Origin of the sequence: Winogradskyella ursingii, assembly GCF_013403975.1 — a bacterium.
Classification (GTDB): domain Bacteria; phylum Bacteroidota; class Bacteroidia; order Flavobacteriales; family Flavobacteriaceae; genus Winogradskyella; species Winogradskyella ursingii.
Map to the genome: position 1 here is coordinate 548,440 of NZ_JABFDH010000001.1, position 16,690 is coordinate 565,129.

Annotated in this window: 13 protein-coding genes; 12 read left to right on the top strand and 1 reads right to left on the bottom strand. The window is 35.0% G+C overall.

From position 1 onward, the window contains the following. From HM983_RS02480 to HM983_RS02535, 12 genes are all read left to right on the top strand, one after another. Complete coding sequence (locus HM983_RS02480) at positions 1 to 1,482, top strand: oligosaccharide flippase family protein (RefSeq protein WP_179343785.1); 1,482 nt, start codon at positions 1 to 3, stop codon at positions 1,480 to 1,482. Positions 1,483 to 1,602: 120 nt separating this feature from the next. After that, complete coding sequence (locus HM983_RS02485) at positions 1,603 to 2,613, top strand: glycosyltransferase (protein WP_179343787.1); 1,011 nt, start codon at positions 1,603 to 1,605, stop codon at positions 2,611 to 2,613. Positions 2,614 to 2,620: 7 nt separating this feature from the next. Next, on the top strand, positions 2,621 to 3,859 hold the full coding sequence (locus tag HM983_RS02490) for an O-antigen ligase family protein (RefSeq protein ID WP_179343789.1): 1,239 nt from the start codon (positions 2,621 to 2,623) through the stop codon (positions 3,857 to 3,859). Between the two features lie 90 nt (positions 3,860 to 3,949). Further along, positions 3,950 to 4,948: a glycosyltransferase family 4 protein gene (locus HM983_RS02495; RefSeq protein ID WP_179343790.1), complete on the top strand. Its 999-nt coding sequence runs from the start codon at positions 3,950 to 3,952 to the stop codon at positions 4,946 to 4,948. Then, a complete protein-coding gene (locus HM983_RS02500) occupies positions 4,948 to 6,264 on the top strand; it encodes a phenylacetate--CoA ligase family protein (RefSeq protein WP_179343792.1) in 1,317 nt (438 codons plus the stop codon). Before HM983_RS02495 ends, HM983_RS02500 begins: the two co-directional genes overlap by 1 nt. Next, positions 6,265 to 8,403, top strand: a complete 2,139-nt coding sequence (locus tag HM983_RS02505) for a bi-domain-containing oxidoreductase (protein WP_179343794.1) — start codon at positions 6,265 to 6,267, stop codon at positions 8,401 to 8,403. Further along, positions 8,378 to 9,598, top strand: coding sequence for a delta-aminolevulinic acid dehydratase (locus tag HM983_RS02510; RefSeq protein ID WP_317166935.1), 1,221 nt, complete (start codon positions 8,378 to 8,380; stop codon positions 9,596 to 9,598). Before HM983_RS02505 ends, HM983_RS02510 begins: the two co-directional genes overlap by 26 nt. Continuing rightward, positions 9,588 to 10,286 (top strand): WecB/TagA/CpsF family glycosyltransferase, encoded by a 699-nt coding sequence (locus HM983_RS02515; protein WP_179343796.1) that lies wholly within the window; start codon positions 9,588 to 9,590, stop codon positions 10,284 to 10,286. Before HM983_RS02510 ends, HM983_RS02515 begins: the two co-directional genes overlap by 11 nt. A gap of 98 nt (positions 10,287 to 10,384) precedes the next feature. Then, a complete protein-coding gene (gene wecB / locus HM983_RS02520) occupies positions 10,385 to 11,491 on the top strand; it encodes a non-hydrolyzing UDP-N-acetylglucosamine 2-epimerase (RefSeq protein WP_179343797.1) in 1,107 nt (368 codons plus the stop codon). 107 nt (positions 11,492 to 11,598) lie between these two features. Then, positions 11,599 to 12,687 carry an MraY family glycosyltransferase gene (locus tag HM983_RS02525; protein WP_179343799.1) on the top strand — a complete coding sequence of 363 codons (1,089 nt, stop codon included), beginning with the start codon at positions 11,599 to 11,601 and terminating at the stop codon, positions 12,685 to 12,687. 93 nt (positions 12,688 to 12,780) lie between these two features. Further along, positions 12,781 to 13,542 (top strand): polysaccharide biosynthesis/export family protein, encoded by a 762-nt coding sequence (locus HM983_RS02530; protein WP_179343801.1) that lies wholly within the window; start codon positions 12,781 to 12,783, stop codon positions 13,540 to 13,542. 1 nt (position 13,543) lies between these two features. After that, positions 13,544 to 15,880, top strand: a complete 2,337-nt coding sequence (locus HM983_RS02535; protein ID WP_179343803.1) for a GumC family protein — start codon at positions 13,544 to 13,546, stop codon at positions 15,878 to 15,880. A gap of 9 nt (positions 15,881 to 15,889) precedes the next feature. Here HM983_RS02535 and rpe read toward each other — a convergent pair whose 3' ends face one another. Continuing rightward, positions 15,890 to 16,552: a ribulose-phosphate 3-epimerase gene (gene rpe, locus HM983_RS02540; RefSeq protein ID WP_179343805.1), complete on the bottom strand. Its 663-nt coding sequence runs from the start codon at positions 16,550 to 16,552 to the stop codon at positions 15,890 to 15,892. Between the last annotated feature and the right edge of the window lie 138 nt (positions 16,553 to 16,690).

Sequence of the window (16,690 nt, forward strand, 5' to 3'; positions counted from 1 at the left end):
TTGTCAAACTCCACAAATAACACCATACAATCGTTTTGGGTGGCTCTTGGGAGCCTAAGTGCTTTTGGTTTAGCAATTGTAAGTTCAGCCATCCTATCTCGGTATTTAGATAAACAGGAGTATGGTACTTACAGACAAATAATTTTTGCCTACACCACACTATTAGTTGTGTTTTCTGCTGGTTTACCAAAAGTATTCGCCTATTTTTTGCCTCGCTATAGTTTAGCTGAAGGAAAAGCCATCGTGAAAAAGGTGAGCTTGGTTTTAGTGGTTTGTGGGCTCATATTTTCTTTAAGTTTATATGTCTTCTCTGGAGTTATTGCCAATATACTAGGCAATGAAGAATTAGCATATGGTTTAAAAGTTTTTTCTCCTGTACCACTTTTGTTATTGCCAACCTTAGGTATTGAAGGTATTTTTTCGACCTATAAAAAATCAATATATATAGCCATTTACAATACACTCACCAGAGGTATTATGTTGTTTTTTATAGTTTGGCCTGTGGTAATGTATGAGGCGAATTATATTTACGCTCTTTACGGATGGATATTGGCATCTGTCTTTACATTGGTGATCGCTTTATTTTTTAAATCCATTCCCTTTAAAAAAATAGAGAACATTAAAACCAATTTAGAGCTTAAGGACATTCTTAAATATAGTTTACCCTTAGTAGCTGCGAGTATTTGGGGAATCGCAATTAAGTCGTCCGATGTTTTTTACATCAGTAGATTTTTTGGTGCAGATGCCTATGCGGTTTACGCCAACGGATTTATCAATCTACCATTTGTATCTATGATTACATCTAGTGTTGCTGTGGTTTTAATGCCAATTTTTTCAAAACAATTTCATATCAATAAAAGTGATAATACAGCAGTACTCGATACATGGAGAAATACACTAAAGAAATCTGCAATTTTAATTTATCCATTGCTAATCTATTTTATGGTATACGCAGAAGATATCGTTGTATTGTTGTTTTCCGGTGACTATAAAAGTTCATCCAATTATTTTCGGATTAATCTAATGCTCAATTTTTTTAATATTATAGTCTTTGCTCCTTTATTTTTGGCAACAGGCAGAACTGTACTTTACGCAAGGGTTCATATGTATTTAGCTATTGCTATTTGGGTTTTGAGTTATGCAGTTGTTGTTATTTTTAATTCTCCAATTGCAGTAGCTATATGCAGTACTTCATTGAGCATAATTAAAATTTTCATATTTGTATTTTTGGCATCAAAGATTTTAAAAATTAAGTTCTTAAAGTTTTTTCCGATGAAACAGATGGCATTATCTCTTATTCAATCCTTTGGAGCAATAGCATTGGTTTTTATCATTCAATATTATTTAATTGATATCGACAATTTGATTTTAAGGTTAACCATAACTTTTGTGATGTTTGGAATTTTTATTTTAAGTACAGGTAAAATATTTGGCATTAATTATTTTTCAGCCTTTAAACCACTTTTTAATAGGAAACAATAAAAAGGTTCTAACACTGTAATAATTAGTCCAAAGCTGAAAGAAATGACTTCGAAAAAAATCTTAATAGTTACTAAATTTTTTCATCCAGAGATTTCTCCGCGATCGTTCAGAGCATTTGAGTTGGCCAAAGAATTTTCAAGACAAGGGCATGACTTAACTGTACTGACTACAGAAAAACCGTTTGATTATTCTAACTTAGAGAGCGAATATGGATTTAAGATTAAGTCAATAGTAAAAAATGAACCGCCTGAAATCCAGGGTGATGGTATAAAGCGAATTTTTAGATTTAGTTTATTGTATTTTTTTCAATACCCACATATAGCACTTGGCAAATATTTCAAAAATGCTTTGCTCAAAGAAAAAGATTATGATTTATTGATATCGGTAGCACATCCTTATACCGTTCATTTTGGGGTAGCATTAGCAAAGGCAAAGAATAGAGTGTTAACAAAAACTTGGGTTGCAGATTGTGGCGATCCCTTTGCTAATAATCAACATGGTCGCTTGCCATATCCATTTTATTATAGAATCATCGAAAATTGGTTTTGTAAACGTGCGGATTTTATCACAATACCTATAAAGGAAGCAATCAAAGCATATCCAAAATTTTGTAGAGAGAAAATAAAAGTGATACCACAAGGTTTTAATTTTAATGATACTAAGCCTTCTTTTGTGGAAGGCTTAAATGATGTTCCAACTTTTGCCTATGCTGGTAATTTGAGTTCGGGCTTAAGAGATCCTAGACCTTTATTAGATTTTTTAATTGAGACCAACAGAGATTTCAAATGTATTTTATATACTCGAAATAAAGATTTCTTAATACCTTATAAATCTAAATTGGGAGATAAGCTAGAAATAAAGGATTATGTGCCTCGTAAAGTCTTATTAAAAGTGCTTGGTAAAATGGATTTTTTGTTAAACTTGGAAAACAAAGGCAACGTGCAAAGACCAAGTAAGTTGATTGACTATGCTTTATTAGAAAGGCCAATTTTATCAATTTCTCCATTGAATGTAGAAAAAAAGAAAGTATTGGAATTCTTAAATGGAGATTACGAAAATACGTTGAGAATAGAAGATATAGATCAATATAGCATTGAGAAAATAGTTAAAGCGTTTTTAAATCTAAGTTGAGGAAATTTTGAAATCTAGAAAATTTATAACTACAATAAAATATTTCTTTTTCGGATTAGTGTTATTGTTTCTATTTCATTTTGAAACATTATATATTGGGCCAATAAAAATTTCCCACGCTTGGAAAGGTTTAGTATTGGTGTTTCTGCTGATTAGTTTATTGAGAAGAGATAAGAACATTTTTTTTATTTATAAACCTCTTATTGCTATAGCTACTTTGCAATTGTTTAGTATAGAGGTGTTTGTGAATCCAATCAACGCCGTCTTATTGTTTGCCACTATTCTTATTTTGCCTCTGTTCGGTATTTACGTTTTAAAATATTCAACAGTACAACTTCAGAAAGCTTTGTTATTTATAACCTCTTTTTTTATTTTATCATTTATTCCATATAAACTCGGTCTTATAGCTAGTTTGGGTGATATTTATAACTTGAATAAATATGGTGGCAGATCTGAAGGATTGATTGGTGCATTTCAAGGCGCACATCCTGCATCAATAGCACTTGCTGGATCATTCTTAGTCATACTTTACTTTTGGTTCATTAAAGCTTATAGTCGTCCGTTTCTTACAGTGCTTTTGGCATTAGGTTTTTATTTTTTAATAAATACTTATGTGAGAACAGGAATGGCAATGGTCGTTATAGGCGTATTACCTATGATTTTTTATTTTGGTAAAAAAGAAAAATCATCAAGATTTCGTCTCATAGCAATTAGTGGTTTTTTGGCCTTATTAACTGCCCTATGGGTAATGAATAATGAGGTGTTGCTCAAGCGAATTATTGGTGAAGATAAGTACTATAAAGAAGATTCATTTGAAACTGTCGGGAGTGGAAGAGGCCTTATATATCTAACAAATATTGAAATCTTTTCGGAGGCAAAAATGATGGAAAAGGTTTTTGGAATAGGGCAAACGGAATTGATTAAGCGGACAGAAAATAAAATAGGTAAAAGTCTTTTGTCGCATAATGGTTTTCTTCAAATATTAATATCAAATGGTATTATAGGGTTCGTATTCTTTTTGATCTATATAAGGTCTATATATAAGCTAAAAAAAAGACTTTTTCCCAATCATTTCGTAATAATATTTTCACTTTTGTTGGCATTTGTAACAATGAGTCTTGTTCAGGGATATGACATTATTTATTTTCATATACTTATGATGTTGTGTATCCCATTATATGTACAAGAGTCGTATATGTTTAATAATTTAAAAAAGGCAACTTTAAAGCAAATTTTAAAAAAATAGGTTTTGAAAGATAAACAAACAATAATGTTTATAGGTCCTTTGCCACCACCTTTGGGAGGTGTTGCAATAATGAATGAAAACTTTCAAAATTTGAATTATGAAAATTTTGAAACATTGGCATTTGACACGTCAAACAAAAAGTTGAGAGAGGATTTATCTGGAAAGGTTAGCTTTAAAAGCTTATTGCATAACTACTCTACGGTAGAGAGAATAAAAAAAACTGTACGTAAAGAAAGTCCACAATTAATAAATATTTTTGTTACTTCTGGTTATTCTGTTTTAAGGGATATATGGATCTTACGGAGTTTGAGCAAATTCAAAATTCCGACTATTGTACATTTTCATTCAAAAACTTGTGGTGAGTTTATACTAAAACCTAAGAGACTAAAATGGCTTGGGAGATGTTTCGATAAATATGCTAGAGGAATTGTGTTGCTCTCAAAATATCACTTGGATTTTTTTAAAGACTATTTCCCAAAAGAAAAGTGTGTGATTGTTGAGAACTTTGTTGATTATTCCAAATTTGATAATGTAATAGATTCCAAAAGTATCGATTTTTTATTTGTTGGTCGTTTAAGCAAAAAGAAAGGTTTTTTTGATTTGTTAGAAGCGGTAAATCTGTTAAAAAAGAAAGGAGTATGTTTTAAAGTTAATGTTATTGGTTTAGCTGTTAAATCAAGTGAAGAAAAGAGTATCAACCAATATATAGATAAAAATAACTTAAGGAACTATTTTGTGTTTCACGGTGCGGTTTTTGGAGAAAAAAAATTCAATCTTTTTAGACAAAGTAAACTTTTACTTTTTCCAAGTCATTTTGAGAATTCACCTGTTGTATTAAAAGAGGGCATTGCAGCTAAGATGGGTATTTTAGCTTCAAATATTACTGCAAATTTAATTATACTTAAGGGTAATAATAATTTTTTACTACATGAAGTTAAAAACTCAATTCATTTAGCAAAGCAAATGGAGATAGGCTTAAAAGACACCGCGCTAATAAATCAGATGTGCCATGATTCATCTGAGATAAAGAAATTCGACAAGTCAATAGCTCAAGAAAAAATTACAAAATTGTTTAAATCAGTAATTTAATGAGAAAAGAGCTACTACTTTTCTATGGAAAACTTAATTTTTTATTCCCAAAACTAATGGGAATAGCTTACCACAATTACAAAAATAAAAGATTAAAAAAATATAGAAACGAGTTCGATGCTCAATCGGAACTGTTGACCATGGTCAACAAAAGCATTAATACGATACCATATTACAAAACAAAATATGGCATCGATCCAATACAATCTATTGAAGTCTTTCATAACACTATTGACTTTATAGATAAAACAACAGTTATGGCCTATTGGGAAAAGTTTCAACTACCAAATACACCAAAAAATAAAGTTGTTTCTGGTACAACTGGTGGCACATCTGGCAAGCCATTAAAACTCATTTTACCCAAAGACCGTTATATTTTTGAATTGGCAACAATGCACACCATGTGGGAAAATGTTGGTTGGACAGGGCACACAAGAGGAGTTCTTAGAAATCAAAAACTAGATAAGAGGGAGATATTCAAAGTTAACCCAATTAAAAAAGAAATCATTTTTGATGGTTTTAATACTTCAGATGCATATTTTGAAAATATCTATCAGACATTAAAAAAGCATAACATTCAATATTTGCATGCCTACCCAAGTAGTGCTTTTCAGTTTTCTCAATTCCTACAGCGTAAACAAAAGAACACCAGTTTTATAAAAGCATTTTTATGTGGCTCAGAGGGTCTGTTGCCAGAGCAAAAACATTTAATATCAGATATTCTTCAAATCCCTATCTTTCATTGGTATGGCCATTCAGAAAAACTTATATTGGGCGGTTATTGTAAAGCGTCTCAACTCGTTCATATAGAACCTACCTACGGCTACTTTGAGCTTATTGACGAAGATGGGAAGCAAATAACCAAAAAGGGGCAAATTGGGGAAATGGTTGGTACGACACTTCATAATCCTTATATGCCACTTATCCGTTACAAAACGGGTGACTATGCAGAATATGCTGGCAATTATTGCGAGCATTGTCAGCGTCATTTGCCGTTGCTAAAAAAAGTTTATGGTCGTTGGGACAAAAACAAAATATATAAGTCGGATGGGACTTATATCACGACAACTGCCTTAAATTTGCATTCAGACATCTATAATAAAATTGCTGGAATTCAATATGTTCAGAAGAATAAAGGTGACTTAATTGTAAAAATAATTAAAGCAGAAAATTTTAATGCAAAAGATGAAGTGGTATTAGAAACGCATTATAAAAGTGCTTTTGGAAAAGAAAATAATGTCAAAATTCAATTTGTAGAGGCTTTACAAAAGCAACCAAATGGAAAATTCATAAATTTAATCAGTGAAATCAACTAAATGCACCAACTCACACAAAAACTAGGTTCTGGCGATATGATTATACAAGACGTGCCGTATCCGCAATTGGGCAAGGGCATGGTGATTGTAAAAAATCATTACTCTATCATCAGTGCAGGTACCGAAGGTTCTACAGTTGTGGCAGCACGTAAAAGTTTAATCGGCAAGGCAAAAGAGCGTCCGCAGCAAGTAAAGCAAGTTATAGATACTTTTAAAAAGCAGGGGCCAACCCAAACCTACAGAGCCGTGATGAAAAAGTTGGATGCCTATTCACCATTGGGTTACAGTTGTGCTGGAGAAGTTATTGAAGTTGGAGAAGGAGTTACCGAATTTGAAGTGGGAGACAAAGTCGCCTGTGCAGGAGCAGGTTACGCCAACCATGCTGAAATCGTTGCTGTGCCAACCAACCTGTGCGTAAAGATTAACGAGGATGCCGATTTAAAAAATGCAGCATATAACACGCTTGGAGCCATTGCCATGCAAGGAGTGCGCCAAGCAGACATGCGTTTGGGAGAATCCTGTGTGGTCATCGGTTTGGGACTTTTGGGTCAACTGACAGCTTTAATTCTTAAAGCATCAGGTGTTAATGTGATTGGTATCGATGTTTCTGAAGCTGCTGTAAAGCAAGCTATTGATAACAGTGTGGTAGATTTGGGATTGGCTAGAAGTACTTCAGGTATTGCAGAACAAATCAACAACGCAACCAACGGCATCGGAGCAGATGCAGTTATTATTGCAGCCGCAACAGACAGTTTAGATCCTATTAATTTTGCAGGTGAAATTGCACGTAAAAAAGGAAAAGTGGTGGTACTTGGAGCTGTGCCAACAGGTTTTGACCGCGATCCATTTTGGTATAGAAAAGAACTGGAACTAAAAATGGCGTGCTCTTACGGTCCTGGACGCTACGACCTTAATTATGAGGAAAAAGGAATCGATTATCCTGTGGCTTACGTGCGCTGGACGGAAAAGCGCAACATGGAGGCTTTTCAGAAGTTGTTACAGACCAATAAAATAAATATAGATTATCTAACAACGCACCAATTCGATTTTGAAAATGCCAAGGAGGCTTTTGATTTAGTCGTCAATAAAGATGAACCGTTTACGGGAATTGCTCTAAAATACAATACGGATAAAGCTATATCAAAATCTAAAATAGCCACGTCCGGAACTTCAGCTTTAGGTAAAATCAACATCTCCTTTATCGGAGCGGGAAGTTATGCCCAAGGGAATCTATTGCCCAACATTCCTGAAACTAATGAGATTGGTAGAGTTGGAGTGCTCACTAATACGGGAACCACATCAAAACGTGTGGCCGAAAAATTCAAGTTTCAATTTTGCGCCACAGAAGAAAACGATGTGTTGGACGATAAAACAAATACCGTATTTGTGGCCACGCGTCACAATTCGCATGGAGAATATGTGCTCAAAGCTCTAAAAGCTAATAAAAACGTCTTTGTTGAAAAACCATTGTGCTTAAAGGAATCTGAATTGGAGGAAATTATAGAAGCACAAGAAAACTCGGAAAAAGCGGTGACGGTTGGTTTTAACCGTAGGTTTTCACCGCTGTCCAAAAAACTAAAAAAAGCATTGGGTAAAAATCCAATGACCATGATTTACAGAATTAACGCTGGATCCATTCCTGCGGATAACTGGATTCAGGATGCTGAAATTGGTGGAGGGAGAATTTTGGGTGAAGTCTGTCATTTTATTGATTACCTCACTTATCTCAACGGTAGTTTGCCAACAAAAGTTTCAGCTTTAGCAATTCCGGATAGCAACAATTTAAATGACACGTTGAATATTTTAATTCAATTTCAAAATGGCTCATCTGGTGTTATTGGGTATTATGCCAACGGTTCAAAAAGCATGGCCAAAGAATATGTTGAGGTATTTTCGGCTGGACTTTCGGCAACCTTAAATGATTTTAAAGAGCTGAAGATTTACGGAAAAGGAAAGCCAAAAAAGAAGAAAATCCTTAACCAGAACAAAGGACAAAAAGAAATGGTTGAAGCTTTCGTTAATGGATTGCTTAACGACGGAAAAGCGCCAATTTCGTTTGAAGAAATAGTAGCTGTAACCAAAGCGTCATTCAATGTTTTAGAATCAATTAAACGTGGAGGACAGCAAGTTGAAATCTAAATTCACAAAAAGTTTTTCAAAACTAAAAACCTACTGCGAAAACGAAAACTTCAAAGGTTGGGATCCGTATGATGGTATTAACTCAAAGATCTTTCAAGCCTTGCCACTCAAACATTGGGATTTGGCAAGATTGGCTTGGATTCAAGGATTTAAAAGAAGTCCAATAAATTTAAGACGTTTACTTTTAGTGCCAAAACAGCACAATGCAAAAGGTGTTGGTTTGTTTTTGTTAGCTTACTGCAGACTTTACAAACTTGCCGAAAATGGAGATGAAACTTTTGGAACCAAAGTACAGCATTTAAAAAAGATAAAGGAACTGACAGAACTGCTTTTAGAGATGCGATCTAAGGGCTTTTCAGGCGCATGTTGGGGCTACAATTTCGATTGGCAGGCGAGACGTCTATTTCTGTTCAAAAAAAATACGCCAACCGTTGTAGCGACTTGCTTTTGTGTAGAAGCTTTGATTGAAAGCTATGAAATCACAAAAGATAAAAAAGTGTTGGATGTGGCGCTTTCAGCAGCAGATTTTGTCACTGAAGATTTATCAAGAACGCAGCATGGCAAGGGAATTATGTTTTCTTATAGTGTAAAAGATGGCAATAATACCGTAATTAACGCGTCACTTTTAGGCGCAAAGATTTTAAGCTTTTCCTATAAATACACTAAAAATGATAGTCATGCAGATTTGGCTAAACAGGCCGTAATAGCAGCATGCGAATTGCAGGAAATGGATGGTTCATGGATTTACGGTTTATTGGATATCCAATCATGGAAAGACAGTTTTCATACAGGCTTTAACCTAGATGCGATTGAAACGTATCAGCAAAATACAAGAGATAGGTCGTTTCAGAAATACATTGACAAGGGAATGAAATTTTATATCGAAAATTTCTTCGAGCCTAACGGAATGCCAAAGTATTACCATGATAAAACATTTCCGATTGATATACATTGTCCGGCTCAAGTTATCACTACCGCTTCAAAATTGGATGTGTTTCAACCCAATAAAGAATTACTTACCAAAGTTTTAAACTGGACGGTAGAAAACATGCAGCATAAAAAAGGCTATTTTTACTACCAGTATAGAAAAGGAATCAGTTCCAAAATATCATATATGCGTTGGAGTAACGCGTTTATGTTCAATGCTTTCGCACATTATTTTTTAGAACAGCAAGCCATTAAAAATGACATCTGAAACGCTCAACGGTATCATAACTTACGCGCCCGAATCTCGGGAGCAGTTAATGGACTATGCGTTTGAGCATAGTAAGATTTTAGTGGCCGTTAATGCTGAAAAAATATTACATGCCACAGATGAAAGTCGTAAAATCATCAACAGAAATTTAGGTTATCCAGATGGTATTGGAGCGGTTTGGGCATTGCAAAAAAAAGGACACAAATCCGCAGTTAAAATTCCAGGATGCGAGTTGTGGTTGGATATGATAGCAAAACATTACCAATCGAAATCATTTTATTTAGTAGGAGCAAAGCAAGAGGTTATTGAAGCCACGGTAAACCAACTAACATCTGAATTTGCAGGAATTAACATTTGCAACTTTAGAAATGGCTATATAAAAACAGAACAAGAAGAACTCGATTTAATTGAAGATATAAAAAAACACCAACCTGACGTGATTTTTGTTGCGATGGGTTCACCGAAACAAGAAGAGTTAATGGAGCGCATTCAAAAACAACACCAAGCTGTTTATCAAGGCTTGGGAGGTAGTTTTGATGTGTATACTGGCAATGTAAAGCGTGCTCCAGAATGGTGGGTGAAAAATAATATGGAGTGGGCGTACAGGTTAATTAACCAACCTTCACGTATTAAACGTCAGATTCATTTGGTAAAGTTCTTCTTAAATTTGAAATTGGGAAAGTACTAAAATATAAGACTGTCACATCAAGCATTGGTTGAAATAAAATATATTTTATTGAAACCACCTTGCATGGCAAGTCAAGATGCAATCAAACTAAAAAGTTTATGTCTAATACATACAACATCACAATAATAGCAGGAGCCAGACCAAATTTCATGAAAATAGCTCCCATCATTCACGCTATTGTAAAATCAAAAAACGAAGGGCACGCTATAGATTACAGATTGGTGCACACAGGACAACATTATGATAAAAACATGTCAGGCAGTTTCTTTGAGCAGCTTAAAATTCCGGTGCCACACACTAATCTAGAATGTAGTGGAGGCACACAGGCCGAACAAACAGCTGCTATTTTAGTAGCATTTGAAAAGGAACTTATGGCAAATCCTGCCGATTTGGTATTGGTGGTTGGCGATGTCACTTCTACTATGGCATGTGCATTAGTCGCTCAAAAATTACACACCAAAGTAGCGCATGTCGAAGGAGGTATCCGATCGAACGACTGGACCATGCCTGAAGAAATTAACCGATTGGTAACGGATAGCATTACCAATTATTTTTTTACCACCTCAGAAACAGCCAATAAAACCCTTAGAGCGAGTGGAGTTAAGGAGGAAGCAATTTTCTACGTTGGGAACACGATGATTGATACGCTTCTTAAACAGAGGCCAAATTTTAAAGCTCCTAAAATTTGGGATGAATTAAATTTAAAGGAAAAGCAATATATCGTGATGACGCTTCACCGACCAGCCAATGTCGATGAAGAAAGTCAACTTAAAGATATGATCGCAGAAATCATAAATCATACAAAGGATTTGCCACTTATTTTTCCTGTGCATCCTAGAACTGCTAAAATTCTCGAAAGATTGCAGATTTCCCATTCCAGATTGCACACAGTGGAGCCTCTCGGTTATTTGGAATTCAATTTTTTAGTAGAACGTGCCAAAGCCGTAATTACAGATTCTGGTGGTATTACCGAAGAAGCATCAGTCATGCTAGTGCCTTGTATGACCCTCCGTGATAATACAGAACGACCGGAAACAATGACGTTGGGCACGAATGAATTGGTAGGCACTAATCCAAAAAATATTCAGAAATATCTAGATAAATTGTTTGCTGGTCAATGGAAAACAGGGCAGGATATCCCTTTGTGGGATGGTAAAACAGCAGAGCGTATTATTGCTGAATTAATTATTTTAAGCGACGCTTAAACCAAATAACAGATACATTAACCTGTAAACTCCACAATAAACCCTTAATTGCATAGAATTTGTATATTCGTAAGCCTTGTAACTATGTTTTTGGATAAACCCTCAATATGATAAAAACATTACTCGAAAATTTCTCTCCAGAACAGAATTTATCGGTTTGGCTTATTGGTGCGTTTTTATTGGCATTTCTTATCGCATACCAAACATTTCCTACCATACTATACGTATCAAAACAAAAACATTTAATGGACGAGCCAGATGGCCATAGTTCTCATTTGGACCGAACACCAACGCTAGGAGGTATAGGTATTTTTTTTAGTCTTATTGTGGTGATGACCATTGTTGGTGCTTTTTTAAATACCAAGGTGTTGTTGTTGGTAATGGGAGGGCTAACGATTCTGTTTTTTTTGGGTCTTAAAGATGATCTCACAGTACTCTCGGCAACTAAGAAATTTGGTGGTCAGTTATTGGCAGCACTGCTACTTATTGTGTTTACTGATACCAGGATTATTGGCTTTTCTATGATTATGGATGTAGATGTTTTACCTTATTGGGTGTCCATTGGATTCACACTTTTTGTTTACATTTTAATCATAAATGCCTATAATTTAATTGACGGTGTAGACGGTCTGGCAGGTTCTATAGCATTAAGCGTTAGTGCTATTTTTGTTTATCTTTTTGTAAATGCTGGCGATTTGAGTTTAGCCACCATCGCAATTGCACTGTGTGGTGCTTTAATCGCATTTTTAAGGTTGAATTTCTCAAGTACCAATAAAATTTTTATGGGAGATACAGGCTCATTGATTGTAGGGTTTCTATTGGCTTTTTTTACCATCAGTTTTATTAATATGGCACAAACCAATGTAGATTCAAATTATTACAGATCTTCGCCAGCATTGGCATTTGCATTATTGTTCTACCCATTGATTGATACGTTACGCATTTTCTTCATACGGATTTTTATTCTTAAAACGAGTCCTTTTAGAGCCGATAGAAATCATATTCATCATAGGTTTATCAGGGCAGGTTTCAATCATGTTTGGACCACGATTCTAATCACTGGAATCAATCTGATAATCATTTATATAGCTTTCAATCTAACAAATAATCATCTTAACACACAGATTGTTTGGTTGTTGCTTTATGGCTCAGCATTATATCTTTTGCCATTCGCGATAAAAAAAATGGCGCGATAAAAAATTGCCTGACCTTGCTATGCTTAAAAAAATCCCATACTTTGCTTATACCTTAAATGCGACTATATTTGTTATTAAATAAATGCAGGCTTAATGAGATCAAAATTTTGTGGAATTGTAGTATTGCTGTTGTTATGTTCTTGTGCTTCTAAAAAAGAGGTACTTTATCTACAAGATGCTGATAGCGTTAATAACAGTACTTTGAAATATACCAATGCCACCATCCAGCCTAACGATATACTCAAGATTACTGTAGAAAGTATCGTTCCTGAAGCAGCCTTGTTATACAATAAGAATGCTGCCCAAACTGTTCAGAATCAAAATCTGCAACTACTTCAGCTCGAGGGCTATCTGGTTTCTATTAATAATACAATAGATTTTCCCGTTTTGGGCAAAATATCGACAGCGCAGAAAACCACGCAAGAGTTGGCAGATGCCATTACGAATCAACTTGTAGATGGTGAACACCTTTCCGATCCTATTGTAGATGTAAGGCTAATAAACGCCAAAGTGACTGTTTTGGGTGAGGTGAACAAACCAGGTGTATATAATTTTACTGAACAGAATATTACCTTATTACAAGCTTTAGGCTATGCCAACGACCTTACTATTAATGGTGAGCGCACAGATATTTTAATTACCAGAGAAGTTGACGGTGTGCGCAGGATTGCACACATTGATTTAACGTCTGCAGACTTTTTGAATAGTGAATTCTATTTTATAAAACCAAATGACGTCATCGTGGTCAACCCTAACAATCCTCAAGTAAAACGAGCTGGTTTTATAGGTGATGTAGGTACAGTCTTGACCATCGCCTCATTGGCTTTGAGTATAACCATATTATTAACGAGATAGCATGAGCAATTCGTTTAACAGTTTCGATGCTTTTAAAGAAGAGGATAATACCGATCTGAAACAAGAGGTGCAGCGTTATTTGCGTTATTGGCCATGGTTTTTAGTTGCTGTGTTTATTATGTTGGTTAGCGCATATGTATATTTGAGGTATGCGCCAAGAATTTACCAAACTATGGCAAAGGTCAAAATTTTGGATGAGTCCGAAGGTTTGGAATTACCAACATCAGCATTTGTTTTTAAGCGTACTAATATCAACCTCGAAAATGAGATTGAGATTCTCACATCATATCTCATAGTGGAACGTGCAGTACAAGAACTCAACCTGAACACGAAATTTTACGAAGAAGGTCGCATCCAGACGTCGCCTTTAGCACATTTACCCTTTCAATTTGAACAAATAATCGATACAGATAGTATCGCGTCCAATTTTAGCTATAAAGTTGATGTATACGCATCTAAATTTGTGGTAACAAATCTTCAAACAGAAAAGACCTTTGAGTTTCCTAACCATGATACTAATTTAAAAGATCATAATTTACCGTTTAATATTAGTCGTAATCAAGAAATGCCATTTGATGAAGTAATAGGCAAAACATTTATCATTGCATTTACTTCAGTTAAAAACGCAGCCTTAAATCTTAAGGCTAAAATTGAAGTGGAGGCCATTGGTGAGCAAAGTGATTTGTTACAATTAAGTATTAAGGGAGAAAGTCAAGAACTCTCTGAAAGTATTCTTAATACACTGATCGATATTTTTAATAAGGACGGCATACAAGATCGACAACTTGTATCTCAGCGTACTTTGGATTTTATCGATGAGCGTTTTGTGTATTTGGCGGAGGAATTGGATTCCATTGAGGTTGGCAGACAGGATTTTAAAGAAGATAACAATTTAGTGGATCTTACCATTGATGCAGAAATCGGATTGGAACAACGCACACAATCTGATGATGAAGTCTTTAGAATAAACAATCAATTAGCGCTAGCCAAATTATTGGAAAATGCCTTAAATACCAAGTCAAATTCGGGTTTATTGCCGGCAGATATTGGATTGGAAAATAGTGGTATCAACCGATTAATCGATGAGTATAATGCAGCAGTTTTAAATTTAGAAAAACTGCGCAGTAGTGCTGGTGCGAATAACCCAACCGTAAAACTGGCCGAAGGCAGAGCTGCGGAATTAAAAAATAATGTCAACAGATCTTTAAAATCTTACATCAATCAATTGGAGGTTTCACAATCACAATTGCAGCAACGCAATCGAAGGTTCGCTGGTCAGGTGTCCAGAATTCCAGAGAAAGAAAAATTATTGAGGTCTATTGAGCGCCAACAAAAAATTAAGGAGAGCTTGTATCTTTTGTTACTTCAAAAGCGAGAAGAAGCTGCGATTAATTTGGCGATCACTGAACCATCCATAAAGGTGGTGGAATACGCTCTTACTGGTGTTAATCCCATTTCGCCGAAATCAAAAATAGTATATGCAGGTGCATTATTGGGAGGTTTGTTAATCCCGTTTGGTATCCTGTATCTGATGTTTATGTTGGATACTAAATTGCACAGTAAAGAAGACATTACTGACGTGAATCCTGATATTCCTGTTATAGCTGAAATACCGGAGATAAAAAAGAATGACACAACTATTTTTAAAGACCCTAACGATCGATCTGTCTTGGCGGAGTCATTCAGGATCTTAAGTTCTAATGTTGATTATATATTGCCGATTAAAGATGGAGAAAAGGGTAGGGTGATTTATTGTACATCTACTATAAAAGGTGAAGGCAAAACCTATGTGAGTATTAACTTGTCTTTAGCTTTATCCAGTATCAATAAAAAAGTACTATTAATTGGGACGGATTTAAGAAACCCTCAAATTCATAATCATATTAATGAAGATAAGCACAAACCCGGCCTCTCCGATTATTTACACGATGTAAATTTTGAGTGGAGAGATGCTTTGATAAGCGGTTTTGAGCATCATCCAAATCATCATATTATTTTATCTGGAAACATACCACCAAATCCAGCACATTTATTAACTAATGGACGCTTTAAAAAGCTCATAGAAGAAGCAAAAAAAGAGTACGATTATATTATTGTTGATACGGCACCAACAATTTTAGTCACGGATACGATGCTCATTTCCCAATTAGCGGATGCCACAATCTATATAGCGCGAGCGAATTTTACTGAGAAGAATTTGCTTGGATATTCTAAAGATTTATACGACTCTGGAAAACTGAAGAACATGGCTTACGTTATCAATGGAGTAGGTGCGAGTAAATCCCATGGTTATGGATATAACTACGGCTATGGTTATGGTTACGGTAACAAAGCTTAAACGTTGTGCTTAGGTGTTTGCCAGACGCTTCAGTGTCTTGATTGTTTCTGGTTGGTTGTCACTTTTAAATACATGGCTACCAGCAACAAATGTATCTGCACCTGCTTCAACAAGTTGTTGTATATTCTTGTCAGTAACACCTCCATCAATTTCGATACGCGTTTCTAAACCTTGCTCATCAATCATAGAGCGAAGTTTTTTAATACGCTTATAGGTTACATCCTCAAATTTCTGACCACCAAAACCTGGATTAATAGACATTAAAAGAATCATATAACATTCAGGAAGAATATCTTCTAAAACCGAAATAGGAGTTGTAATATTTAAAACTATACCTGCTTTACAACCCGCATCTTTAATTTGTCTGAGTGTTCTGTGTAAGTGTACAGTAGATTCGTAATGTACCGTGATGATATCAGCACCACAATTCGCGAATTCTTCAATATAGCGCTCTGGCTTTTCTATCATTAAATGCACATCTAAGGGTTTGGTAGCGTGCTTTTTTATAGCTTTAATTATTGGCATACCATACGAAATGTTAGGTACAAAATGTCCGTCCATAACATCAATATGAAACCAATCGGCATCACTGTTATTTACCATTTCTGTGTCACGTTGAAGGTTGCCGAAATCTGCGGCAAGCATAGAAGGTGCAATTAATTTTGATGCCATTATATTGAAATGTTTAAAGTTGGCGCAAAGTTAAATAAATTATAAAGGATAGGTGTTTTTTGATTTGAAAGATTTATTCCTTTTAACTTGTTTAAAAAAGTACAACAAAAAGTATAAATTTTAAGGTAATTCAAAACA

What these genes read in the sequence shown, in the direction of transcription:
- HM983_RS02505 (WP_179343794.1), top strand. Translation starts at nt 6,265, where the DNA reads ATGCACCAACTCACACAAAAACTAGGTTCTGGCGATATGATTATACAA.
- HM983_RS02535 (WP_179343803.1), top strand. Translation starts at nt 13,544, where the DNA reads ATGAGCAATTCGTTTAACAGTTTCGATGCTTTTAAAGAAGAGGATAAT.
- wecB (WP_179343797.1), top strand. Translation starts at nt 10,385, where the DNA reads ATGTCTAATACATACAACATCACAATAATAGCAGGAGCCAGACCAAAT.
- rpe (WP_179343805.1), bottom strand. Translation starts at nt 16,552, where the DNA reads ATGGCATCAAAATTAATTGCACCTTCTATGCTTGCCGCAGATTTCGGC.
- HM983_RS02525 (WP_179343799.1), top strand. Translation starts at nt 11,599, where the DNA reads ATGATAAAAACATTACTCGAAAATTTCTCTCCAGAACAGAATTTATCG.
- HM983_RS02515 (WP_179343796.1), top strand. Translation starts at nt 9,588, where the DNA reads ATGACATCTGAAACGCTCAACGGTATCATAACTTACGCGCCCGAATCT.
- HM983_RS02530 (WP_179343801.1), top strand. Translation starts at nt 12,781, where the DNA reads ATGAGATCAAAATTTTGTGGAATTGTAGTATTGCTGTTGTTATGTTCT.
- HM983_RS02500 (WP_179343792.1), top strand. Translation starts at nt 4,948, where the DNA reads ATGAGAAAAGAGCTACTACTTTTCTATGGAAAACTTAATTTTTTATTC.